This is a genomic window from Bacillus sp. FSL R9-9410, assembly GCF_038050385.1.
Lineage (GTDB): Bacteria > Bacillota > Bacilli > Bacillales > Bacillaceae_G > Bacillus_A > Bacillus_A cereus_U.
In genome coordinates this window covers 181,142-205,360 of record NZ_JBBOTV010000002.1, presented here as the reverse complement: position 1 = coordinate 205,360, position 24,219 = coordinate 181,142, and the positions used below count along the sequence as shown (strand labels likewise).

Sequence of the window (24,219 nt, the reverse complement as noted above, 5' to 3'; positions counted from 1 at the left end):
TATATGTTAAAAGGATGTGTAAGGAAATGAGATGGATTGTATCACTTCTTGTAAATAGCGTTGTGTTAATCGCTGTATCCGGACTTTTAAAAGGGGTTGCACCAGACGCATTTTACATAGCAAATATACAAACTGCAATTATTGCGAGTATTATATTGGCGATTTTAAACGTATTTGTAAAGCCGCTTTTAATTTTAATTACGCTACCGATTACTCTTGTAACTTTCGGTTTCTTCTTAATTGTTATTAATGCGATTACGTTAAAGATGACGGATTCATTATTAGGGGACGCCTTTAATATATCTGGATTTGGTGTAGCGATTGTTGCGGCAATTTGTATTTCGATTTTTAATATGATAATTGAAAAGGTAATTGTTGAACCATTACATGAAAAAAAGAGAAAATGACAAAAAGAAAAACATTTCATGATTCATATGAAATGTTTTTTTCTATTTATTAGAAACCATGTTTCTTGTTTCCAGAAAAAAATGGTACAATATCCGATAGAATGGAATTTCACATCAAATGAGACTGAACCCGCAGCGGAGTGGAGGTTTATACATATGCCGAAAGTAAGGACAAAAGATTTAATTGAACAATTTCAATTGGAGTTAGTAAGTGGTGAAGAAGGGATTCATCGTCCGATTGATACGAGTGATTTATCACGACCTGGAATTGAAATGGCAGGATTTTTTACATATTATCCAGCTGATCGTGTGCAGCTTCTTGGAAAAACGGAGCTTACGTTCTTTGATACGTTAACGACAGAGCAAAAGCAAGAGAGAATGAAAGCGCTTTGTACTGAAGAGACGCCTTGTATTATTGTAACTCGTAATCAAGATGTACCGGATGAGTTATTACAAGCATCACGTGAATCAGGCGTGCCTTTATTACGTTCTGCTCAAACGACGACGAGATTATCAAGTCGTTTAACAAACTATTTAGAAGGTAAGTTAGCGCCAACAACAGCTGTTCATGGTGTGTTAGTAGATATTTATGGCGTTGGTGTTTTAATTACAGGTCAAAGTGGTGTCGGGAAAAGTGAGACAGCGCTTGAACTTGTAAAGCGTGGTCACCGCCTTGTTGCGGATGATAGCGTAGAAATTCGTCAAGAAGATGAAGATACATTAGTAGGAAGCTCACCTGATTTAATTGAGCATTTATTAGAAATTCGTGGTCTAGGTATCATTAACGTAATGACGTTATTCGGTGCAGGGGCAGTACGAAATTATAAACGTATTACGCTTGTTATTAATCTTGAAATTTGGGATCAAAAGAAAAATTATGATCGTTTAGGTCTTGATGAAGAGAAGATGAAGATTATTGATACAGAACTTACGAAGATTACACTTCCAGTTCGTCCTGGTCGAAACTTGGCTGTTATTATTGAAGTAGCAGCGATGAACTTCAGATTAAAACGTATGGGAGTCAATGCGGCACAGCAGTTCTCTGAACGATTAATGAGTGCGATTGAGTCAGGAAATCAAGAATAGACTCTGGAGAGGGAGGTCATATATATGCTGTTAGGTTCTGTACCACAGCTTGACCGTATAGCAGTCCAACTTGGACCATTCCCTGTTTATTGGTATGGGGTTATTATCGGTACAGGTGTGCTATTAGGTCTTTGGCTAGCAACTCGCGAGGGAGAAAGGCTTGGTATTCATAAAGATACATTTATCGATCTTGTATTAATTGCAGTACCAATCGCGATTCTTTTTGCGAGAATGTATTATGTCATTTTTGAATGGGAATATTATTCGCAAAATCCGAGTCAAATTATTAATATTCGTCAAGGTGGTTTGGCGATTCATGGTGGTTTAATCGGGGCTGTTATTACAGGAATCCTTTTTGCGAAACGACGCGGGCTTTCATTCTGGAAGTTAGCGGATATTGCTGCGCCGAGTATTTTACTAGGACAAGCAATTGGCCGATGGGGAAACTTTATGAACCAAGAAGCGCATGGTGATGAAGTAACGAGACAGTTTTTAGAAGGTCTTCATTTACCAGATTTCATTATTAATCAAATGTACATTGATGGTGTGTATTATCACCCAACGTTTTTATATGAATCATTATGGAATTTTGCAGGTGTTATTTTACTACTCGCGTTACGAAAAGTGAATTTACGCCGTGGTGAATTATTCTTCACATATTTAATTTGGTATTCAGTGGGACGCTTCTTCGTAGAAGGTTTGCGTACAGATAGTTTAATGTTAGGACCACTTCGTATTGCACAAGTAATGTCTATTGGAATTGTTGTTATTTCTATCATTTTCATTATTGTGAGACGAAAAATGGGGCAAGCTGATAAAAGATATTTAGAAAATTAGAGAAAAGTAGCATCTTATATAAGATGCTGCTTCTTTCATATTGAGGTAATGAAAGGATTAAGGACGATGAAAATAAATACAGTGTTATTTGATTTAGATGGAACGTTAATTAATACAAATGAACTTATTATCTCTTCTTTTTTACATACGTTAAATCACTATTATTCTAATCAGTATAAGCGTGAAGATGTATTAGCATTTATCGGTCCATCTTTGCATGACACTTTTAGTAAGATTGATGCAAGCAAGGTTGAAGAGATGATTACATGTTATCGTCAATTTAATCATGAGCATCATGATGAATTAGTGGAAGAATATGAAACTGTATATGAAACGGTTCAAGAATTGAAGAAGCAAGGTTATAAGATCGGCATCGTTACAACGAAAGCGAGACAGACGGTTGAAATGGGATTAAAGCTTTCGAAACTTGATCAGTTTTTTGATGTTGTCGTGACGATTGATGATGTGGAACATGTGAAACCACATCCAGAACCACTTCAAAAAGCACTCGAATTATTAGATGCAAAGCCAGAAGAAACATTGATGGTTGGTGATAATCATCATGATATCGTCGGTGGACAAAATGCAGGTACGAAAACAGTAGCGGTTTCATGGACAGTGAAAGGTAGAGCATATTTAGAAGCGTATAAACCAGATTATGTGCTAGATAAAATGAGTGATTTACTACCGATTTTGTCCCGTATTAATGGGTAGTAAGATTCCTGCCTGTAAATGCTTGATTGATGAGAGTTAGTAATCAGTGGAGAAAAGGATTCCTACCGGTTAAAGTGTCACTTTATATAAGTAGAGGAGAGAGTTCAGTGCGACGGACAACGCGCTATCCTGTTTCAGGAGAAAATTCATTGTGGAATGTGTATAAAACAGTTTCTTTTTGGAAGGTAATGAAAAACTTTATTATCATCCAAATCGCACGTTACACGCCATTTTTATCCGTGAAGAATTGGTTATATCGCACGTTTTTACGGATGGAAGTAGGAAAGAAAACGTCGTTTGCACTTATGGTAATGCCAGATATTATGTTTCCAGAAAAGATTACTGTGGGAGACAATTCAATTATCGGCTATAATACAACGCTTTTAGCGCATGAATATTTAATTCGTGAGTATCGACTCGGAGAAATCGTCATAGGGAATGAAGTTATGATCGGAGCGAATACGACAGTTTTACCAGGTGTGACGATTGGAGATGGTGCTATCGTTTCTGCAGGCACACTTGTCCATAAAGATGTACCAGGCGGCGCTTTCGTAGGCGGAAATCCGATGCGTATTATTTATACGAAAGAGGAAATGGCCACTAGAGAAGGTTGATGTTAAAAATTTAACATTTCTCTTCTCTTTTTATGAATAAAAAGGAAATATTTGATTATAATATACTGTTTTGTTTTTTACGGAATCGTTTATACTTATAGATAGAAGAATGTGTGAGCGAAGAAAACAAAAAACTGGAGGATATATGGGGAAAAATCAAAGAATATATAAGGAGAGCGGACAAGTTATCTCTTTTAATCAATTAGCGGACTTCTTTTATAAAAAAGGGATGAGGGCTTATAAAGGGCAAAAATTGCAAGATGCAATTAAATATTTTCGAAGAGCGTCACAAAGCGAGAAGGAGCCGTTTATTTTATGCCAACTAGCAATAGCATTATCTGAATCTGGTGAATACCAAGAGTCGAATCAGATATTTCTAAAGCTTGTTAGATCCAATCCTGAACTTGAGCAATGCTATTATTTTATTTCAAATAATTATGCATATATGGGCTTGTTTCAACAGGCGAAGAAGTATGCAGACCGATATTTAGAAGTTGCGGAAGAGAAGGAATTCGTAGAAGATACATTAGAATTGCTTGAGATTATGGAAGAAGAAGCAATGGGTGAGGAAGAGATTGAGGATGAAGATGAGCTAATTGTTATGCAGGAAGAAGCGAACCGCTACATTCGTAACGGCCAATTAGAAGAGGCGATTGCTACACTAGAAGTTGTTACGAAAGAATACCCAGAATTTTGGTCGGGCCATAATAATTTAGCGATTGCACATTTTCAATCAGGTAATGTAGATCAAGCGCTTAAGTTAACAGAAATGATTTTAGAGAAAAGTCCTGGTAATATGCATGCGCTTTGTAATACGCTTATTTTTCTATATTCAATTGGAGAGCATAAGCAAGTAGAGTCATTAGCAGGGCAGTTAGTTTCGGTATATCCAATTTCATTTGAGCATCGTTTGAAACTTGGAACAACGCTTGCAACAATTGGTCATTTTGAACCTGCATATAAATGGTTCAAAGTATTAAAGCGTCAAGGATACGAGGGAGACGTTAGTTTTTATTACTGGTTTGCATACTCGGCGTATATGGTGAAGGAACAGCAAGTAGCTGAAAAAATGTGGCAACATGTTGTAGAATTGCATCCTGATAAAAAAGGAAAAGAACCGTGGAATGCACTGAATTTAGCAGATGAAGGACAAAATCTTTTATTTGAAGAGTTACGAAAATCATTTCAGAAAAGTACGACGCTAGAAGAGAAAATGCTAGCTTTATATTTAATGAATGAATTGTCAACACCAGAGAAGGTTGGGTTCTTCTTTGATGTAACGCAAGCGAAAAATGGTGTTCCAATCGTATCGCAACTTGCAAAATATTTCTTTTTACTTAATAGTCATAAAAGCATCCCAGCTGATTTACAGCAATTTGAACAGTGCGTACGAATCGCGGATGCATTATACAATTATACGAAAAAAGATGATGAATTAATCGAAGAGTGTTTAAATTTTTGGTTTTGTACGTTCATACGTTTATATACATCTGGAGCGACTTTTACAAATGTGTACGGTTGGTCAGCGGCAATTGAATATATTGTGCGCGGCGAACAAAGAAATAAGATGACACAGGCAGAGCTTGGTGATGTATATAATGTATCTGTAGCGACTGTACGAAAGTATGTGCAGGCTGTTAAGCGCACGCACACGTAGGGTAGGCAAATCATTGGGAAAAAAATGATGCTAACAGTATAATGAGGGTAACTTAATGTGTATGAATGAATGGGAGTGAATAGTGTGTCAGAAGAAAAAATTTATGATGTCATTATTATTGGTGCAGGACCAGCTGGTATGACAGCTGCGGTATATACATCTCGTGCGAATTTAAGCACACTGATGCTTGAGCGTGGTATTCCAGGTGGACAAATGGCAAATACAGAAGATGTAGAGAACTATCCAGGTTATGAGTCTATTTTAGGACCAGACTTATCAAATAAAATGTTTGAGCATGCGAAGAAATTTGGTGCTGAATATGCATACGGTGATGTGAAAGCAATCATCGATGGTAAAGAGTACAAAACAATTATGGCTGGTAAAAAAGAATATAAAGCACGTGCAATTATCGTTGCAAGCGGTGCAGAGTATAAAAAAATTGGTGTGCCAGGTGAAACAGAACTTGGCGGCCGCGGTGTATCGTATTGTGCAGTATGTGATGGTGCATTCTTTAAAGGGAAAGAACTTGTTGTTATTGGCGGCGGAGATTCTGCTGTTGAAGAGGGTGTGTTCTTAACACGCTTCGCATCAAAAGTAACAATCGTTCACCGTCGTGACACTCTTCGTGCACAGAAAATTTTACAAGATCGTGCTTTCCAAAATGAGAAAGTAGATTTCATTTGGAATCACACTATAAAAGAAATTAACGATGCAAATGGTAAAGTAGGAAGCGTAACACTTGTAGATGTAAACAGCGGAGAAGAACAAGAAGTTAAAACTGACGGCGTTTTCATATACATCGGTATGCTACCACTATCAAAACCGTTTGTTGAGCTAGGTATTACAAATGAAAATGGTTATGTTGAAACGAACGAGCGTATGGAAACGAAAGTTCCTGGTATTTTCGCAGCTGGTGATGTTCGTGAAAAAATGCTTCGTCAAATTGTAACTGCAACAGGCGATGGTAGTATTGCAGCACAAAGTGCACAGCATTATATAGAAGAGTTAGTAGAAGAATTAAAAACTGTAACAGAAAAATAAGGGGTAATATACCTTTTGAAAAGAAAGCTACCGATAGGAGCTTTCTTTTTTTTGTGAAAATGTCAAAGTTTTGTCAAAAACAATTAGGATTATAAGCTTTCTTATTGATATACTGGACTTTACGGAAAAAATCACTATAAGAAATGAGGAATTTATTCAGTATGGAATGGCGTAATATATATCGTGGATTTTGTATGGGCGTTAGTGATTTAATTCCTGGTGTGAGCGGCGGAACAATCGCTGTTGTGTTAGGGATTTATGAACAATTGCTCGCAGCAATTAGCGGATTCTTTAGTCGTGAATGGAAAAAACATTTAGCGTTTTTAATCCCACTTGCAGCTGGTGTAGCGGCAGCTTTTCTAACGTTAAGTCACGTTATTAAATATTTATTAGCAAATCATTATGAACCGACTCAATTTTTCTTCCTCGGTTTAATTATTAGTATATTACCGATGTTAATGAGAGAAGCTGATGCAAAGGCAACGTTTAAAGGTAGTCATATTACCTTATTAATAATTGCAGCAATTCTTGTTGCAATAACAGCATTCTTTAAACCAGATAAGGCAGCTGATCCGATTACGACGTTAACAATTTTAAATGCAATTGGTTTGTTTTTCGCAGGATGGGTGGCTAGTATGGCTATGCTTCTTCCTGGAATTAGTGGATCGTTTATTTTATTAATTATTGGTGTGTATCCAACAGCAATTAACGCTTTAACTACACTCAATTTACCGTTAATCGTGGTTATCGGTGCCGGCGTGATGGCCGGATTTGTTGTAAGTAGTAAAGGAATTAGTTATTTGTTAGATCGTTATAAAAGTATGACATTTGCGGCAATTATTGGGCTCGTTATCGGGTCGATTGTCATTGTGTTCCCTGGCATTCCGACTGGTGGTATTTCAATTGTAAGTTCAATTATTACTTTTATTTTAGGATTTGCGGTTGTTACTTATTTCGGTAAGAAATAAGTGTTTTAATCCCCTTAACGATTTTTATCGTTAAGGGGATTTTTATTTACTGTTCATGGGAAGTAAGGTATTTTGATTGCTTGTTATAGAAATATTTTTTACAATTGCTTAGCGAAAGGGGACTGGCACCTTCGTTGTAGCAAACTGTTTTTGATAGTATAATGAAATGAGTATGCGGTGAGAAATTTTGCTGCAAGTAGCTGAGGTGAAGAAACATGCAAAGAGTGACAAACTGTGTGTTAATTAGAGATAATGAAGTACTCTTACTCCAAAAACCTCGCCGGAATTGGTGGGTTGCACCGGGCGGGAAAATGGAACGTGGTGAGACGGTAAGAGATTCCGTTGTTCGCGAGTATCGTGAAGAAACAGGTATTTATTTAAAGAACCCAGCGTTAAAAGGGGTCTTCACCTTTGTCATCCAAGAGGGTGATAAAGTTGTTTCTGAATGGATGATGTTCTCCTTTTTAGCAACAGATTTTGCAGGAGAAAACAAATTAGAGAGCGAAGAAGGCATCATTGGTTGGCATACATTTGATAAAATTGATGATTTAGCAATGGCACCAGGAGATTATCACATTATTGATTATTTAATTAAAGGGAATGGTATAATCTACGGTACATTTGTATATACCCCAGATTTTGAGTTGCTTTCATATCGATTAGATCCGAGTTAAACCTGCAAGGAGAGGATACGATGACAGAGAATAATGATATAAAAATGGTAATTATTACAGGGATGTCTGGAGCTGGAAAAACGGTAGCGTTACAAAGTTTTGAAGATTTAGGCTATTTTTGTGTAGATAATTTACCACCGATGTTATTGCCGAAGTTTATTGAACTTATGGCAGATTCAAAAGGTAAAATGAATAAAGTAGCACTCGGTATTGATTTACGTGGCCGAGAGTTTTTTGAATATTTATGGGGAGCACTTGATGATTTATCAGAACGTACATGGATTATTCCTCATATTTTATTTTTAGATGCGAAAGATGGCACACTTGTAACTCGTTATAAAGAAACGAGACGTTCGCATCCACTTGCGCCAACTGGCTTGCCGTTAAAGGGAATTGAAGCTGAGCGTGGTCTATTAACTGATATGAAGGCGCGCGCGAATATTGTGCTTGATACATCTGAGTTGAAACCGAAAGAATTACGAGAGAAAATTGTTCACTTATTCTCAACAGAAACTGAGCAAGCATTTCGTGTAAATGTTATGTCATTTGGATTTAAGTACGGAATTCCAATTGATGCTGATTTAGTATTTGATGTTCGTTTTTTACCAAATCCATATTATATTCCACATATGAAGCCATTAACAGGACTGGATGAAGAAGTTTCGTCGTATGTGTTGAAATTTAATGAAACACATAAGTTTTTAGAGAAATTGACGGATCTTATCACTTTCATGCTGCCTCATTATAAAAGAGAAGGCAAGAGTCAACTTGTAATTGCGATTGGATGTACAGGTGGGCAACATCGTTCTGTTACGCTTACAGAGTACCTTGGGAAACATTTGAAACCAGAGTATAGCGTTCATGTATCTCATCGTGATGTGGAGAAGAGAAAGGGCCATTAAGGGATGAAAAAAGAGAGAAAACCTAAAATTGTTATCATGGGAGGTGGAACTGGACTTTCTGTTTTATTAAGAGGTTTAAAACAATATCCGGTTGATATTACAGCAGTTGTAACAGTAGCCGACGATGGAGGCAGTTCAGGTAGACTACGTGATGAGCTAGCAATTCCACCTCCAGGTGATATTCGTAACGTACTTGTTGCCTTATCGGATGTAGAACCATTAGTGGAAGCTTTATTTCAGCACCGTTTTACAACTGGAGACGGACTGAAAGGGCATGCGTTAGGAAATTTACTATTGGCAGGTATGACTTCGATTACAGGAGACTTTTACCACGCGATTACGGAAACGAGTAAAGTATTAAATGTCAGAGGACGTGTATTACCAGCAGCGAATCAAAGTGCGGTACTTCATGCAGAATTAGAAGATGGAGAAATTGTAACAGGTGAATCAAAGATTCCTTATTTCGGGAAGAAGATTAATCGTGTATTTTTAACTCCAGAAGATGTAGAACCGTTATGTGAAACGTTGACGGAAATTAAACGAGCTGATTTGCTTGTTTTCGGTCCAGGAAGCTTGTACACAAGTATATTACCGAATTTAGTTGTTAACAAAATTGGAGACGCTGTTCTTGCTGCAAAAGCAAAGAAGGTATATGTATGTAATGTTATGACGCAAGCGGGCGAAACGAAGGGTTATACTGCGTTTGATCATGTGCAGGCGTTACATGATCATCTAGGTAAACCATTTATCGACACTGCGATTGTAAATAATCGTGATATTCCTCATGAATTACGTAATTTATATGAGGAAGAAATGTCGGAACCAGTTGCACTGGATACAGATCGTTTTGCTGAACATAATATCGAAATCATTCAAGATAGATTAGCGAAATATGATGATCGTGTTGTAAGACATGATACATTAAAGTTAGCTTCTATTTTATATTCATTGTTATAAATGTGCGTTGCCTCGTTTGAGGTAACGCTCCTCATTCATATAGGACAAGATTTTTGTTCCAAAGTAATAGTATAAGGAGGTGTTGACTGTGTCATTTGCATCAGAAACAAAGAAAGAGTTGACCAACCTTGAAATGAAGGAATGCTGTGAGAAATCAGAATTATCGGCGTTGCTTCGAATGAACGGATCGCTTTCTTTTTCAAACCGTCGCCTATCTATCGATATTCAAACGGAAAATGCAGCAATTGCAAGAAGGATTTATACGCTCTTGAAAAAAGGATATGATGTGACGGTAGAATTACTTGTTCGTAAAAAAATGCGATTGAAGAAAAATAATGTATATATCGTGCGGCTTGTTGAGAAGTCTCGCGAAATATTAGCAGATCTTCACATTGTTCGAGATGACTTTTCGTTTATTCGAAATATATCGCAGGAATTAATCGAGAAGAAATGTTGTAAACGATCGTATTTACGCGGTGCATTTTTAGCAGGTGGTTCGGTAAATAACCCAGAAACATCATCTTATCATTTAGAGATCTTTTCGTTATATAAGGAACATAATGATTCTATATGTGAACTGATGAACGGATTTGATTTAAATAGTAAGACGTTGGAAAGAAGAAAAGGGTACATTACGTATTTGAAAGAAGCTGAGAAAATTACAGAGTTTTTAAATATTATAGGTGCCCATAATGCACTTTTAAGATTTGAAGATATTCGAATTGTTCGCGATATGCGTAATTCGGTAAATCGTTTAGTTAACTGCGAAACAGCTAATTTAAATAAAACAATTGGTGCAGCGCTAAGGCAAATTGAGAACATCCGCTATATTGATGAGACCGTTGGGCTTGATATTTTGCCAGATAAATTAAGAGAAATTGCACAGTTACGAAGAGATTATCAAGATGTAACATTGAAAGAGTTAGGTGAGATGGTATCCGGGGGGAAAATTAGTAAATCGGGTATTAATCATCGTTTGCGTAAAATCGATGGAATTGCAGAGAAATTACGCGCGGGGGAAACGGTAGCAAAAAAATAAGAGGTTAAAGGGGAAATGGAGCTGTGGTTCAAAAAGTGGTTAAAGTTGCATTAAAAAACGGTTTACAAGCACGTCCGGCTGCGTTGTTTGTACAAGAGGCAAATCGCTTTCATTCTGATATTTTCATTGAGAAAGATGGAAAGACAGTTAATGCAAAGAGCATAATGGGGATTATGAGCTTAGCAATCGGAACTGGTAGCATGATTACAATCACAACAGAAGGTTCAGATGCAGAAGAGGCTTTGGAAGCATTAGCTGCATATGTACAATAAAAGGCTGTCGCGAATGTGCGATAGCTTTTTTTATTCTGTTGTTTGTGAGCAGCTTGGCTGGTGTGGGGTAACGAATGATCGGTGGGGTATGTAGCTAGTTCGCGCTTGTCGGAAATTGTCGGTAAGTCGATATATTTGAAAAATCGTCGATATATTTAGGGAGATACTGGATGGGGTATACAGAGGGAGAATACATGATAATAAAAAAGCGCCCTGTAATAGGGCGCTTCCGCTTTTAGTTATATCCAGCTCCGGCGGCTAGAATGATCGGTGGCTTCGCTTCTTCCGTCGAGGTAAAAAGCACCTCTTTGTCAGAAGCTCCATCCCCCTCTCATTCTGAACGAGCCGCTTCCGCTTTTAGTTATATCTAGCTCCAGCGGCTAGAATCTCCGGTCGTTTCGCCTTTACATTCGAGGCAAAAAGCGCCTCGGATGTAAAGGCTCCAACGCCCTGCGATTCTGAACGAGCCACTTCCGCTTTTAGTTATTAACGACTTGTAAAGATCTTATCAATTAAGCCGTATTCTAGAGCTCTTTCTGCTGTCATGAAGTTGTCGCGGTCTGTGTCGCGTTGTAGAACTTCAAGTGGTTGACCTGTGCGGTCAGCAAGAATTTGGTTTAATTTTTCACGTAAGAATAGGATGCGTTTTGCAGCGATTTCGATTTCAGTCGCTTGACCTTGTGCACCGCCAAGTGGTTGGTGAATCATTACTTCACTGTTAGGAAGAGCGAAACGTTTTCCTTTTTCACCTGCTGCAAGTAAGAATGCACCCATAGATGCAGCCATACCGATACAGATTGTTGATACTTGTGGTTTAATAAACTGCATTGTATCGTAAATTGCCATACCAGCTGTGATAGAACCACCAGGGCTGTTGATATAGATGTGAATATCTTTTTCTGGATCTTGAGATTCCAAGAATAAAAGCTGGGAAACGATTGAGTTTGCTACGTTGTCATCAATTGCGCTACCAAGCATAATGATGCGGTCCTTTAATAGTCGAGAGTAAATATCGTAAGCGCGTTCTCCACGATTTGTTTGTTCAATTACTGTAGGAATTAAATTCATCTGTTATTTCCTCCTTTGAAAGCTTTATTAGTTTATAATACAATTATGGTCAATAAAGGTCAAACGAAACCACTTTAAATCAAAAAAATATGTAGTTGTATCATGATTTATTCGCTATGTTTTTAAAATTCCCTGCTTATGTATCTTCAACATCATAACCGAATTACATAAATTTAAACGTGATTAAAGGTGTAGAAAGGGCAAAAGAACGCCTTTTTACTGAAGCGTTCTTTCGGTATTTATTCTTTTAAAAGATAGGTTACTTTATTTAAAATTGTTTCGACTTGTTTCGCGTTTTTACTATACATTTCACTTGCTGATTTCGATTTTGTTTCTAAAGAAAATAGTTCAAGATCAGCATGGCATTTTTTTAAAGATGCCAATAGTAAAGGTTTGTTTTGAGGAGAAGGCATTTGGAGTTTATCATTATAAATGTCGATAGTAAGTTGTCCGTATGAATCAACTTGACCGAGAAACACATTTTCAATGACAACGCCGAGTTTTTCTAATTCAGAATGTAACCAAGCGCGGTTGTGCCCGCTTGCAGAAAGAGGTTCATCTAGTACATTTCCATCCATAATAACAGTTTGTGGTTCTTTTTCGTTTGGCACTTTTAAGCTGATATCTTTTGCTGTAAGTGGTTGGCGATCTTTTTTCAATAATACATTTAATTCTCCGCTCGGTTCTAGTACAGCAAATTCAACATCAGCTACGCTGAATGCATTTTTTCCTCTGAGAAGCTCAAGTAATTCGTCACTTGTATATTTTTCTTTCTTTAAGTTATCTTCGAGTACTTTTCCATCTTTTATTAATACGGTAGATTTCCCTTCAAAAAAATCTCGAGCTGTTTTGTTTTTTAAAGAGAGGATTCCTGTGACAAAAGGTACCACAGCGAAAATGAGTATCGCAAAGACGCCGTGGAAAAATTTTGAATCAAGCCCTGTAGATACTTGGGCAGCGATGTCACCGATTGTCATTCCGGCTATGTATTCAAAAAAGGAGAGCTGAGAGATTTGTCTTTTCCCTAACCATTTCGTAATAGCGAATAAAATGATTAATATAAATACAGAACGAAGAATGACAAGTGTCCATTCAGGTAGGTGAGACATAGTAATTTCCTCCAGTCTGCTTAAAACCCTTTATATTGAGGTTCTTCACGTTCTAATAATGAAACTCTATCCTTTAAATCAGCGATGACGCTGTCCATTTCTAACATACATTCGTGAAAGACGCGTTTTGTTTCTTCGTCTTCTGAATTTAACGAAAGGGAACTTAAGCTTGCTTGAGCCCCCCTTAAACTAGCGAGGCATGTTTTTACACTAGCAATAACAGTCATGAAAACACCTCTTATCCTTTCGGTTTAAATAGCAATGCTCCGATGAACCCAAAAATGATAGCAGCAGAAATACCAGCGCTTGTTACTTTAAACATACCGGTAATAACGCCGACAATTCCATGTTTTGCAGCTTCTTCCATAGCACCGTGAACGAGGGCGTTACCGAAACTTGTAATTGGTACAGTAGCTCCTGCACCCGCAAAATCAATTAATGGTTCATATAGATTGAATCCATCTAATATAGCCCCAACAACAACGAGTGTTGCCATTGTATGGGCAGGAGTAAGTTTACCCACATCAAACATAAGTTGACCAATTACACATATAAGTCCACCAATAACAAAAGCCCAGAAAAAAATCATTGTGTTGCACCTCCAAATTCGATCGATACAGCATGAGCGATACATGGAATTGTTTCTTCTTGTTGGAATGTAAGTGGAGATAGCAAAGCACCTGTTGCAACAACTAGCATCTTTTTGAATTCTCCCTTTTTCATTCTATTTAATAAATGTCCGTATACGACTGTTGCAGAACATCCAGGACCACTTCCGCCAGCTATGACAGGTTGACCTTCTCTATAAATGATGATTCCACAATCTTGAAATTGCTCGCTCTTTACTTTTGTACCGTGTTTATGTAGTAGGTCGTAAGCGATTTCGCGTCCTACATGTCCAAGGTCACCTGTTACGATTAAGTCGTAATAAGAAGCGTCGATTTGTCGTTCGCGTAAATGGGCTTCAATCGTATCGACAGCAGCTGGGGCCATCGCGCCGCCCATATTAAACGGATCTGTTAAACCCATGTCAACAACGCGCCCAATTGTGGCGGAAGTTACTCTTGGACCATTTCCTGTATCACTTAAAATTGCTGCACCTGCACCGGTCACTGTCCACTGTGCTGTAGGGGGCTTTTGTCCACCATATTCAGTTGGGTAACGGAATTGTTTTTCCACGGCAGCGTTATGGCTTGATGCTCCAGTTAATAAATATTTTGCGCCTTTTGCATTTACAATACTTGCGCCGAGCGCTAATCCTTCCATAGAAGTAGAGCAAGCTCCAAATAATCCAAGATAAGGTGTTCCGAGTGTACGACATGCAAAGCTCGTTGGGGTTATTTGATTAATTAAATCTCCTGCGAGTACGAATTGAATATCGTCTTTTCGAAGTTTTGCTTTCTCTGTAGCACGGCTACAAGCTTCTTCAAATAAAATTTTGTGAGCCTTTTCGTAAGAATCTTGTCCAAGCCATAAATCTTCATGGAGGGTGTCGAAGTCTTCAGGGATATTACCTTTCGCTTCAAATGGTCCACCGACTACCCCGGTTGAGATAATGACTGGTTTGTTTTCAAATACCCACGTTCGGTGTCCTTGTAACATTTATAGCCCTCCCCATTGAACGAGAATCGTTTTAATAAGTGCGATGACGAAAGCGGAAAATACACCAAACAAAATAACAGAGCCAGCCAATTTAAACATGTTACCTCCAACACCAAGGACGAACCCTTCCGTTCGGTGTTCAATGCATGCTGCGATAACAGAATTACCAAAACCGGTAACTGGTACCGCTGTGCCAGCCCCAGCAAATTGTCCAAAACGATCGTATATACCGAATCCAGTTAGTAACATGGAAATGAAAATTAGAGTTGCTACTGTCGGATTCCCTGCTGAGCGCTCAGTGAAATCAAAATACGTGATGTAAAAAGTAGAAATAAGTTGCCCGATGAAGCAAATGAAACCACCAACGAAAAAAGCCTTTATACAATTTTTTAAGATAGGACGCTTCGGTTCTCGTTCTTGCGCGAATTTTTTATATTCCTGTTGTACCGGTGTTAAGTTTTTATCTTTACTAGACATTTGAATCCTTCCTTTTCTTTTAGAAAGCTTAAATATTAGATCCCATTTCTGATTGAATGAGTTTCAATTGTTTTTTTATGCCATCCTTGCTTACTTTCTTGTTTTTAATTTTGTTTTCAAGTTCTTCTAGGAGCATAAAAATCTTTTTGTCTGTACTTACACGAATATCGAAAGTAGGATTTTCATCACTTAATTTCTTTTTTAATTTACTTCGTAAAGGCTTTAAACCGAATCTTTCGTGATGTTCAGGTTTGACGGCTATGTAAAGATCTAAATTGGTATTAACTGCGGTAGCTTTTATAATGCCATCTATAGCGAGGGCTTTTTTCTTGGCGTCTTGCGATATAGATTGATTAAAGGATTCTGTACTCATTTTTGTTAACTTAGGGCCCTTTTTTTCATCTGTTCGTTTAGCTTCTTCTTTCTTTACCTTTTTATCTAACGGGCTGTTATCGCATCCGGTAAGTGAACCGAATAGAAGAACAAATAACGCGGTTATGAGGCCGAGTTTTCGCATTATAATCATTCCATTTCTATTGCAGTATGTAATTTGCGAGAAAAAGGATGATTGCATATCATCCTTTTTCTCAAATTGTGTACCATTAGATGAAATGGCACTTTTGGTTATTGCTGTGTGTATTGTGGTTCTTCTTGCTGGACTTCTTCAACGCGCGGGTTTAAAGAATCAATAATTGTTTGTGTTTGCTGCGCAGTTGTTTGGAAAAGTTGCTTTGCTTGTTGGTTATCCGTATCAAGAGCGAATCCCTCTAAGCTAGCTTGTGCACTTTTTAATCCAGAAACAGTTTGCTTTAGTTTTGTAATTACAGTCATTGAATGAAGCCTCCTTTGGAATATCAATTCAAAGATTATAATTTGTGGGTTTGGGTGAATTTATGTTTGGAAAATTTAGGGGAAGGAATGTATTTAATATAAATATTGCTATGGAGTATAAAGGAAGTAGGGGATATTTTTATTGATTTAGATGGGTTTTATTGCTATTATTATGAGAAGAAAATGAAGTCTGTTTTATAATCATGCGCCCATAGCTCAGTCGGATAGAGCGGTGGTTTCCGGTACCACGTCTGCCGGGGGTTCGAATCCCTCTGGGCGCGTCAAAAGGTCCTAACTTACATTTGTAAGTTAGGACCTTTTTTATTTCTCTCTTGTTATATCTGGTTATAAGATTTACTATTAGTATGTGGTAATAATTTTTATGCGTTATTATTTTCTTTCAATATTATTCATTTTTCGGTTGTAAGATGTAAATTTCATTAATACATATAAATTAATAATATTTTGGAATGGGTGTCTGCGATAGGATTCTCCTTTTACCAAACTTATTGTACAATAGAAACAAGGGGGAGATTAGTTTGAAGGCAAGTCTTTTACAAGAACAAAGCTTACGTTTGGCAATGACACAAGAGTTAAGGCAAGCGATTACAATGCTCCAGTATAATGTACAAGAATTATCGGAGTTTTTGTATGAGCAATCGTTAGAGAATCCCCTTATTGAGTTAGGTGGTTTTGAGAGGGAGAAGAAAAAGAGCTCTAACACAAGTAAAAGTACCCGCAAACAAGTCGAGAATCAAATGGAAATCTACAGTGTGGATTCTACAACGATTCAGCAACATTTATTAAATCAACTCCAATATTATAAAATAGATGAAGAAGAGCGAAAAGCAGCTTCTTTCATTATTATGAACATGGATGGAAATGGCTATTTACAAGAAACAAATGAAGAGTTATCAGAGCTTCTTTCTGCGCCAATTGATGTAGTGGACCGTTCTGTGGAGCTTGTTCAATCGTTAGAGCCAGCAGGGGTAGGTGCGCGTAATATTCAGGAATGTCTATCAATCCAATTGAAGCGCTTACAAAGAAGAGATGGTTTAGCGGAAGAAATTATAGATGATCATTTTAATTATTTCGTTAAGAAAGATTGGCGAAAGCTCGTTCAAGTGTTGAAGTGTACTAACGAGGAATTACAGGATGCGGTGAACTGTATTACATCATTACAGCCGAAACCAGGTCTTGCATTTTCTTCTGATAAACCACTTTATATCGTGCCTGATATGGCGGTAAAAAAAGATGGCGATCATCTCGTTTTACAGATGAATGAGAGAAATATGCCAAGAATTGAAATTCACTCTGAGTATAGTGCGTTACTAAATAATAGTGAAAGTGAAGTGGCTTCTTACGTATCGGAGAAGTATCAGCATGTGCAATGGATTATGCGCAGTTTGAAACAGAGAAAACAAACACTCTTACAAGTGATGAATATTATTATGGAAAAACAACATGATTTCTTCTGGAAAGGTCCAGAGTATTTAAAACCACTTGCTTTAAAAGAGGTGGCGGAAGAGTTAGGTGTGCATGAGTCTACAATTAGTCGTGCAACGCGTAATAAATATGTGCAAACGCCGCATGGTTTATTTGAGATGAAATCGTTCTTTAGTAATTCTATTTCTACGACGGAAGATGAGGCGATTTCTACAAAGCGTGTGAAACAATTCATTCAAACGCTTGTTGGAGCAGAAAATAAGAAAAAGCCACTTTCGGATCAAAAGATTTCAAAATTATTAGAAGAAGAGCATGAGATCGTTATTTCTCGCAGAACGGTTGCGAAATATAGAGAACAAATGCATATTCCTGCTTCGTCTCTAAGAAAAACGATTGGATAGGTGAAGAAGATGAAGGTTGTACTATATACAAAAAAAGATTGTGGTCTTTGCGTGAAGGCGAAACAAATTTTAAAGGAAGTACAATGTGAATATTCTTTTCAAATTGAGGAAATAGATATATATGAAGATAATGACCTTTTAGAGAAATACCATCTAATGATTCCTGTTGTAGAAATAGGCGGAAGACAAGTAGAATATGGTAACCTTCACAAAGGTGTCATAATAAACTATATAAACAATGCAGTTAAGAGTTGAATAAGTTTCTGTCTCCTGTTACAATAATACACGTAGCAGGGATTATTTTTTTAACCTAAGTGGGACACAAAATGTCACTACGGGACATAAAGCGACCACAGAGGGGAATGAACCGATGTAGTGAGGAGAAAAGATATGCGCTCATGGATTCAGAACACAAAAAAATTATTACCTGATCTGCTACCTGTTATGCAAACGAGAATGCAAGTGCTTCAGTACATTAGGCTTATGCAGCCGATTGGAAGAAGAAACTTATCTGCAAGTCTCGGTATGACAGAACGAGTATTGCGAAGTGAAGTTCAAGTTTTGAAAGAACAAAACTTAGTTCACGTCGCTTCTTCTGGAATGACTTTGACAGAAGAAGGAACAGCTTTAGTTCTTGCTTTGGAAGACTTTATGAAAGAAATTTCCGGGTTAAAGGTTTTAGAAAAACAACTTAAGGAAACATTAGACTTGGATGAAGTTTTCGTTGTCCCTGGTGATAGTGATGAATCACCTTGGGTCAAACTGGAGATGGGCCGTGCTTGTGTGACTTGTATAAAAGACCGTCTGACAGTGAATAATATCGTTGCTGTGGCTGGAGGAACTACGCTAGCTGCTGCTGCGGACATGATGCAACTTGATTGCAAGGATTTACATATGCTATTTGTCCCAGCACGTGGTGGGATTGGAGAAGGTGTTGAGTTAGAAGCCAATACCATTTGCGCCAAAATGGCACAAAATACGATGAGTAATTATCGCTTATTGTATGTTCCAGATCACGTTAGTAGCGAAGCATATGCGTCTATTGTAATAGAGCCCTCCGTGAAAGAAGTTCTTGAGTTGATTCGATCTTCCAATATCGTCATTCATGGAATCGGTGATGCGTTAACAATGGCACGTCGCAGAAATACTTCAGAAGCAGATTGGTTAAAGATTCAGGCAAGCGAAGCAGTTGGTGAAGCTTTCGGTTACTACTTTAATGAACAAGGAAATGTTGTTCATAAAGTAAGAACAGTTGGTATGCAACTTGAAGATTTACAACATGTATCTCACGTTGTCGCAGTCGCTGGAGGTTCTTCAAAAGCAAAAGCAATACAGGCTGTAATAAAGCAAGGGCACACTTCAATTCTAATTACAGATGAAGGTGCAGCAAAACAATTAACAAAGGGTAATACCCTTTAATATAATCCCCCAAGGAGGAAATTTAAATGACTAAAATTGGTATTAATGGATTTGGACGTATCGGACGTAACGTATTCCGCGCAGCTCTTAACAACTCTGAGGTAGAAGTAGTAGCAATCAACGACTTAACAGATGCTAAAACATTAGCTCACCTTTTAAAATATGATACAGTTCACGGAACTTTAAATGCAGAAGTATCTGCTAACGAAAACAGCATCATTGTTAACGGTAAAGAAATTAAAGTTATCGCTGAGCGTGACCCAGCACAATTACCATGGAACGACTACGGAGTAGAAGTAGTAGTAGAATCTACTGGCCGTTTCACTAAAAAATCAGACGCTGAGAAACACTTAGGTGGATCAGTTAAGAAAGTTATCATCTCAGCTCCAGCTTCTGACGAAGATATCACTGTAGTTATGGGTGTTAACCACGAAGAATACGATGCAGCTAACCACAATGTAGTATCTAATGCTTCTTGTACTACAAACTGTCTAGCTCCATTCGCTAAAGTATTAAACGAAAAATTCGGCGTAAAACGCGGAATGATGACAACAATTCACTCTTACACTAACGACCAACAAATCTTAGACTTACCACACAAAGATTTACGTCGTGCTCGTGCAGCAGCTGAAAACATGATCCCAACATCTACTGGTGCTGCTAAAGCTGTAGCATTAGTATTACCAGAACTTAAAGGTAAATTAAACGGTGGCGCTGTACGTGTTCCAACTGCTAACGTTTCTCTAGTTGACTTAGTTGTTGAACTTGACAAAGAAGTAACAGTTGAAGAAGTAAATGCAGCATTCAAAGCAGCTTCTGAAGGCGAATTAAAAGGTATCCTTGGATACAGCGAAGAGCCATTAGTATCTATCGACTATAACGGTTGCACAGATTCTTCTACAATCGATGCATTATCTACAATGGTAATGGAAGGTAACATGGTTAAAGTACTTTCTTGGTACGATAACGAAACTGGTTACTCTAACCGCGTAGTAGACCTAGCTGCATACATGACTTCTAAAGGTCTTTAATTCTTAAGTATATAAGCAATCAATGACAAAACGAGGGAGAGGGTTTGTTCCCTCTCTCTCTTCTTTCGTTTTAGAAGCAAATGTGATAAGCTTTTGAATGGGTTTTGTCAATCCTAACTAGTAGTCGGAGGGAAATCCAATGAACAAAAAATCAATTCGTGACGTAGATTTAAAAGGTAAGCGTGTATTTTGCCGCGTTGATTTCAACGTACCTATGAAAGAAGGCAAAATTACAGATGAAACTCGTATCCGTGCAGCTCTTCCTACAATTCAATATTTAGTAGAGCAAGGTGCGAAAGTAATTTTAGCAAGTCATTTAGGCCGTCCAAAAGGTCAAGCAGTAGAAGAATTACGTCTTACTCCAGTAGCAGCACGTTTAGGCGAGCTTCTTGGTAAAGATGTTAAAAAAGCGGACGAAGCATTCGGACCAGTTGCACAAGAAATGGTTGCAGCAATGAACGAAGGCGACGTAGTAGTTCTTGAAAACGTACGTTTCTATGCGGGCGAAGAAAAGAACGATGCAGAACTTGCGAAAGAATTTGCAGCTCTTGCTGATATTTTCGTAAACGATGCATTCGGTGCAGCTCACCGTGCTCACGCTTCTACAGCAGGAATCGCAGACTACCTACCAGCAGTATCTGGTTTATTAATGGAAAAAGAGTTAGATGTATTAGGTAAAGCACTTTCTAACCCAGAACGTCCATTCACAGCTATTATCGGTGGTGCGAAAGTAAAAGATAAAATCGGTGTAATTCGTCATCTATTAGACAAAGTAGATAACTTAATCATCGGTGGCGGACTTGCTTATACATTCGTTAAAGCTTTAGGTCATGAAATTGGTCAATCACTATGTGAAAACGACAAAACTGAACTAGCTAAAGAATTTATGCAACTTGCAAAAGAAAAAGGCGTAAACTTCTACATGCCAGTTGATGTTGTAATCACTGAGGAATTCTCTGAAACTGCAACAACTCAAATCGTTGGTATCGACTCTATTCCTTCTACTTGGGAAGGCGTGGACATCGGTCCTAAAACACGTGAAATTTATGCAGATGTAATTAAAAACTCTAAGCTTGTTGTATGGAATGGACCAATGGGTGTATTCGAAATGACTCCATTCGCAGAAGGTACAAAAGCAGTAGGGCAAGCATTAGCAGATGCAGAAGGTACATACTCTGTTATCGGCGGTGGTGACTCTGCAGCAGCTGTTGAAAAATTCGGTATGGCTGATAAAATGAGCCACATTTCTACTGGCGGCGGTGCGTCATTAGAATTCATGGAAGGTAAAGAACTTCCAGGTGTAGTTTGTCTTAACGACAAATAAGTAGCAGCCAAAGAAAAAGGACGGTGCAAAGCATGCGTAAACCAATTATCGCAGGTAACTGGAAAATGAATAAAACTCTAGCTGAAGCAGTTAGCTTCGTAGAGGAAGTTAAAGGTCAAATCCCAGCAGCTTCAGCTGTTGATGCAGTAGTTTGCTCTCCAGCTCTATTCTTAGAGCGTTTAGTAGCTAAGGCTGAAGGAACTGACTTAAAAGTAGGTGCACAAAACATGCACTTCGAAAAAAATGGTGCATTCACTGGCGAAATTAGCCCAGTAGCACTTAGCGACTTAAAAGTAGGCTACGTAGTACTTGGCCACTCTGAGCGTCGTGAAATGTTTGCTGAAACAGACGAATCAGTAAACAAAAAGACTCTTGCAGCATTTGAACATGGTTTAACACCAATCGTTTGTTGTGGAGAGACTTTAGAAGAGCGCGAAAGCGGAAAAACATTTGATCTAGTAGCAGGTCAAGTGACAAAAGCACTTGCAGGTTTAACAGAAGAGCAAGTTAAAGTAACTGTTATCGCTTATGAGCCAATCTGGGCTATCGGTACAGGTAAATCTTCTTCTTCTGCAGATGCAAATGAAGTATGTGCGCACATCCGTAAAGTTGTTGCAGAAGCTGTTTCTCCAGAAGCTGCAGAAGCTGTTCGTATTCAATACGGCGGTAGCGTAAAACCAGAAAACATTAAAGAGTATATGGCACAATCTGACATCGACGGCGCTTTAGTTGGCGGTGCTAGCTTAGAGCCTGCTTCGTTCTTAGGTCTTCTGGGGGCGGTAAAATGAGAAAGCCAACAGCTTTAATCATTCTTGATGGTTTCGGACTACGTGAAGAAACTTACGGGAATGCTGTAGCACAAGCTAAGAAACCTAATTTTGATGGTTACTGGAACAAATTCCCTCACACAACGCTTACAGCTTGTGGTGAGGAAGTAGGTCTTCCAGCAGGTCAAATGGGTAACTCAGAGGTTGGTCACTTAAATATCGGTGCTGGCCGCATCGTATATCAAAGCTTAACACGCGTAAACGTTGCAATTCGTGAAGGTGAGTTCGATCAGAACGAAACTTTCCAAAATGCAATTAAAAGCGTGAAAGAAAAAGGTACTGCTCTTCATTTATTCGGTTTACTTTCTGATGGTGGTGTGCATAGTCACATGAACCATATGTTTGCTCTTCTTCGCTTAGCAGCAAAAGAAGGCGTGGAGAAAGTATATATCCATGCATTCTTAGATGGCCGCGATGTTGGACCACAAACAGCAAAAGGTTATATAGATGCAACAAATGAAGTAATTAAAGAAACAGGAGTAGGACAATTCGCGACTATCTCTGGTCGTTATTACTCCATGGACCGTGACAAGCGTTGGGATCGCGTAGAAAAATGTTACCGTGCTATGGTGAATGGTGAAGGCCCTACTTATAAATCAGCAGAAGAGTGTGTAGAAGACTCTTATGCAAATGGTATTCATGATGAATTCGTATTGCCGTCTGTAATTGTTAGCGAAGATGACACGCCAGTTGCAACAATCAATAATGATGATGCAGTTATCTTCTATAACTTCCGTCCAGACCGTGCAATTCAAATTGCTCGTGTATTTACAAACGAAGACTTCCGTGAGTTCGATCGTGGTGAAAAAGTACCTCACATTCCTGAATTCGTTTGTATGACACATTTCAGTGAAACTGTAGATGGTTACGTGGCATTCAAGCCAATGAACCTTGATAACACATTAGGTGAAGTTGTTGCGCAAGCGGGATTAAAGCAACTTCGCATCGCGGAAACCGAAAAGTATCCGCACGTTACATTCTTCTTTAGCGGTGGTCGTGAGGCTGAATTCCCAGGAGAAGAGCGTATTTTAATTAACTCACCGAAGGTTGCAACGTATGACTTGAAACCTGAAATGAGCATTTATGAAGTAACGGACGCTTTAGTAAATGACATCGAAAATGATAAACACGATGTTATCATTCTTAACTTTGCAAACTGTGATATGGTTGGTCATTCTGGGATGATGGAACCAACAATTAAAGCAGTAGAAGTAACTGACGAATGTTTAGGAAAAGTTGTAGAAGCGATTCTTGCAAAAGATGGTGTAGCACTTATTACTGCTGACCATGGTAATGCCGATCAGGAGTTAACTGCTGAGGGTGGACCAATGACAGCCCATACAACTAACCCGGTTCCTTTCATCGTTACAAAAAATGATGTAGAGCTTCGTGAAGGTGGTATTTTAGGAGATATCGCTCCAACAATGCTTACACTTTTAAATGTGGAACAACCGAAAGAAATGACAGGTAAAACAATTATTAAATAATTTGCTTATATAAAAAGGAGAGAATTTAT

28 protein-coding genes and 1 tRNA gene are annotated in these 24,219 nt (G+C 38.2%); 21 read left to right on the top strand and 8 right to left on the bottom strand.

All coding sequences use genetic code 11. From position 1 onward, the window contains the following. Positions 1–26: 26 nt before the first annotated feature. From MKX77_RS25055 to MKX77_RS24995, 13 genes are all read left to right on the top strand, one after another. Positions 27–407, top strand: a complete 381-nt coding sequence (locus MKX77_RS25055; RefSeq protein WP_002089574.1) for a phage holin family protein — start codon at positions 27–29, stop codon at positions 405–407. A 156-nt stretch (positions 408–563) separates the two neighbouring features. Beyond that, positions 564–1,493: an HPr(Ser) kinase/phosphatase gene (hprK, locus tag MKX77_RS25050; RefSeq protein ID WP_215554703.1), complete on the top strand. Its 930-nt coding sequence runs from the start codon at positions 564–566 to the stop codon at positions 1,491–1,493. 24 nt (positions 1,494–1,517) lie between these two features. Beyond that, positions 1,518–2,330 carry a prolipoprotein diacylglyceryl transferase gene (gene lgt / locus MKX77_RS25045; protein ID WP_002034719.1) on the top strand — a complete coding sequence of 271 codons (813 nt, stop codon included), beginning with the start codon at positions 1,518–1,520 and terminating at the stop codon, positions 2,328–2,330. A gap of 66 nt (positions 2,331–2,396) precedes the next feature. Beyond that, the gene (ppaX, locus tag MKX77_RS25040; protein WP_215554702.1) at positions 2,397–3,044 is read left to right on the top strand and encodes a pyrophosphatase PpaX; all 648 of its coding nucleotides are present in this window, start codon (positions 2,397–2,399) and stop codon (positions 3,042–3,044) included. A 107-nt stretch (positions 3,045–3,151) separates the two neighbouring features. Next, positions 3,152–3,658 (top strand): acyltransferase, encoded by a 507-nt coding sequence (locus tag MKX77_RS25035; RefSeq protein ID WP_219920832.1) that lies wholly within the window; start codon positions 3,152–3,154, stop codon positions 3,656–3,658. A gap of 145 nt (positions 3,659–3,803) precedes the next feature. Further along, entirely contained in the window at positions 3,804–5,315 is a 1,512-nt protein-coding gene (locus MKX77_RS25030) for a tetratricopeptide repeat protein (RefSeq protein ID WP_341308081.1), read from the top strand. Between the two features lie 84 nt (positions 5,316–5,399). After that, entirely contained in the window at positions 5,400–6,356 is a 957-nt protein-coding gene (trxB, locus tag MKX77_RS25025; RefSeq protein WP_215554699.1) for a thioredoxin-disulfide reductase, read from the top strand. Positions 6,357–6,517: 161 nt separating this feature from the next. Then, positions 6,518–7,324 (top strand): DUF368 domain-containing protein, encoded by an 807-nt coding sequence (locus MKX77_RS25020; protein WP_215554698.1) that lies wholly within the window; start codon positions 6,518–6,520, stop codon positions 7,322–7,324. Positions 7,325–7,539: 215 nt separating this feature from the next. Then, positions 7,540–7,998 (top strand): NUDIX hydrolase, encoded by a 459-nt coding sequence (locus MKX77_RS25015; RefSeq protein WP_001190080.1) that lies wholly within the window; start codon positions 7,540–7,542, stop codon positions 7,996–7,998. A 20-nt stretch (positions 7,999–8,018) separates the two neighbouring features. After that, entirely contained in the window at positions 8,019–8,900 is an 882-nt protein-coding gene (gene rapZ / locus MKX77_RS25010) for an RNase adapter RapZ (RefSeq protein WP_215554697.1), read from the top strand. Positions 8,901–8,903: 3 nt separating this feature from the next. Continuing rightward, the gene (locus MKX77_RS25005; RefSeq protein ID WP_341308080.1) at positions 8,904–9,857 is read left to right on the top strand and encodes a gluconeogenesis factor YvcK family protein; all 954 of its coding nucleotides are present in this window, start codon (positions 8,904–8,906) and stop codon (positions 9,855–9,857) included. A gap of 88 nt (positions 9,858–9,945) precedes the next feature. Further along, positions 9,946–10,896 (top strand): DNA-binding protein WhiA, encoded by a 951-nt coding sequence (whiA, locus tag MKX77_RS25000; protein WP_002159905.1) that lies wholly within the window; start codon positions 9,946–9,948, stop codon positions 10,894–10,896. Between the two features lie 23 nt (positions 10,897–10,919). Beyond that, positions 10,920–11,168: an HPr family phosphocarrier protein gene (locus tag MKX77_RS24995; RefSeq protein ID WP_002144903.1), complete on the top strand. Its 249-nt coding sequence runs from the start codon at positions 10,920–10,922 to the stop codon at positions 11,166–11,168. A gap of 486 nt (positions 11,169–11,654) precedes the next feature. Here MKX77_RS24995 and clpP read toward each other — a convergent pair whose 3' ends face one another. The 8 genes from clpP to MKX77_RS24955 all read right to left on the bottom strand — a co-directional run bounded on the left by clpP (position 11,655) and on the right by MKX77_RS24955 (position 16,255). After that, a complete protein-coding gene (gene clpP, locus MKX77_RS24990; RefSeq protein ID WP_002159906.1) occupies positions 11,655–12,236 on the bottom strand; it encodes an ATP-dependent Clp endopeptidase proteolytic subunit ClpP in 582 nt (193 codons plus the stop codon). Between the two features lie 239 nt (positions 12,237–12,475). Further along, a complete protein-coding gene (locus tag MKX77_RS24985; protein WP_341308079.1) occupies positions 12,476–13,345 on the bottom strand; it encodes a DUF421 domain-containing protein in 870 nt (289 codons plus the stop codon). Between the two features lie 20 nt (positions 13,346–13,365). Further along, complete coding sequence (locus MKX77_RS24980; protein ID WP_016106600.1) at positions 13,366–13,572, bottom strand: DUF1657 domain-containing protein; 207 nt, start codon at positions 13,570–13,572, stop codon at positions 13,366–13,368. A gap of 11 nt (positions 13,573–13,583) precedes the next feature. Beyond that, the gene (gene spoVAE, locus MKX77_RS24975; RefSeq protein ID WP_002112813.1) at positions 13,584–13,934 is read right to left on the bottom strand and encodes a stage V sporulation protein AE; all 351 of its coding nucleotides are present in this window, start codon (positions 13,932–13,934) and stop codon (positions 13,584–13,586) included. Beyond that, the gene (gene spoVAD / locus MKX77_RS24970) at positions 13,931–14,947 is read right to left on the bottom strand and encodes a stage V sporulation protein AD (RefSeq protein WP_002159908.1); all 1,017 of its coding nucleotides are present in this window, start codon (positions 14,945–14,947) and stop codon (positions 13,931–13,933) included. The genes spoVAE and spoVAD overlap by 4 nt, the downstream gene beginning before the upstream one ends. Then, complete coding sequence (spoVAC, locus tag MKX77_RS24965) at positions 14,948–15,424, bottom strand: stage V sporulation protein AC (protein WP_341308078.1); 477 nt, start codon at positions 15,422–15,424, stop codon at positions 14,948–14,950. It lies immediately after the preceding gene. Between the two features lie 28 nt (positions 15,425–15,452). Next, positions 15,453–15,941, bottom strand: a complete 489-nt coding sequence (locus MKX77_RS24960; RefSeq protein WP_215554694.1) for a YhcN/YlaJ family sporulation lipoprotein — start codon at positions 15,939–15,941, stop codon at positions 15,453–15,455. 107 nt (positions 15,942–16,048) lie between these two features. Further along, complete coding sequence (locus tag MKX77_RS24955; RefSeq protein ID WP_341308077.1) at positions 16,049–16,255, bottom strand: DUF1657 domain-containing protein; 207 nt, start codon at positions 16,253–16,255, stop codon at positions 16,049–16,051. Positions 16,256–16,460: 205 nt separating this feature from the next. Here MKX77_RS24955 and MKX77_RS24950 point away from each other — a divergent pair. The 8 genes from MKX77_RS24950 (at position 16,461) to gpmI (ending at position 24,190) form a co-directional block, all read left to right on the top strand. Then, positions 16,461–16,536, top strand: a tRNA-Arg gene (locus MKX77_RS24950). A gap of 258 nt (positions 16,537–16,794) precedes the next feature. Next, positions 16,795–18,102, top strand: coding sequence for an RNA polymerase factor sigma-54 (gene rpoN / locus MKX77_RS24945; protein ID WP_215554692.1), 1,308 nt, complete (start codon positions 16,795–16,797; stop codon positions 18,100–18,102). 9 nt (positions 18,103–18,111) lie between these two features. Then, on the top strand, positions 18,112–18,357 hold the full coding sequence (locus MKX77_RS24940) for a glutaredoxin family protein (protein WP_215554691.1): 246 nt from the start codon (positions 18,112–18,114) through the stop codon (positions 18,355–18,357). A 135-nt stretch (positions 18,358–18,492) separates the two neighbouring features. Beyond that, complete coding sequence (gene cggR, locus MKX77_RS24935) at positions 18,493–19,521, top strand: sugar-binding transcriptional regulator (RefSeq protein ID WP_215554690.1); 1,029 nt, start codon at positions 18,493–18,495, stop codon at positions 19,519–19,521. Positions 19,522–19,547: 26 nt separating this feature from the next. Beyond that, positions 19,548–20,552, top strand: coding sequence for a type I glyceraldehyde-3-phosphate dehydrogenase (gene gap / locus MKX77_RS24930; protein WP_002112805.1), 1,005 nt, complete (start codon positions 19,548–19,550; stop codon positions 20,550–20,552). A 139-nt stretch (positions 20,553–20,691) separates the two neighbouring features. Continuing rightward, positions 20,692–21,876, top strand: a complete 1,185-nt coding sequence (locus MKX77_RS24925; protein ID WP_215554689.1) for a phosphoglycerate kinase — start codon at positions 20,692–20,694, stop codon at positions 21,874–21,876. A gap of 32 nt (positions 21,877–21,908) precedes the next feature. Beyond that, positions 21,909–22,664: a triose-phosphate isomerase gene (tpiA, locus tag MKX77_RS24920; protein ID WP_341308076.1), complete on the top strand. Its 756-nt coding sequence runs from the start codon at positions 21,909–21,911 to the stop codon at positions 22,662–22,664. Beyond that, a complete protein-coding gene (gpmI, locus tag MKX77_RS24915; RefSeq protein WP_215554688.1) occupies positions 22,661–24,190 on the top strand; it encodes a 2,3-bisphosphoglycerate-independent phosphoglycerate mutase in 1,530 nt (509 codons plus the stop codon). The genes tpiA and gpmI overlap by 4 nt, the downstream gene beginning before the upstream one ends. Positions 24,191–24,219 lie beyond the last annotated feature (29 nt).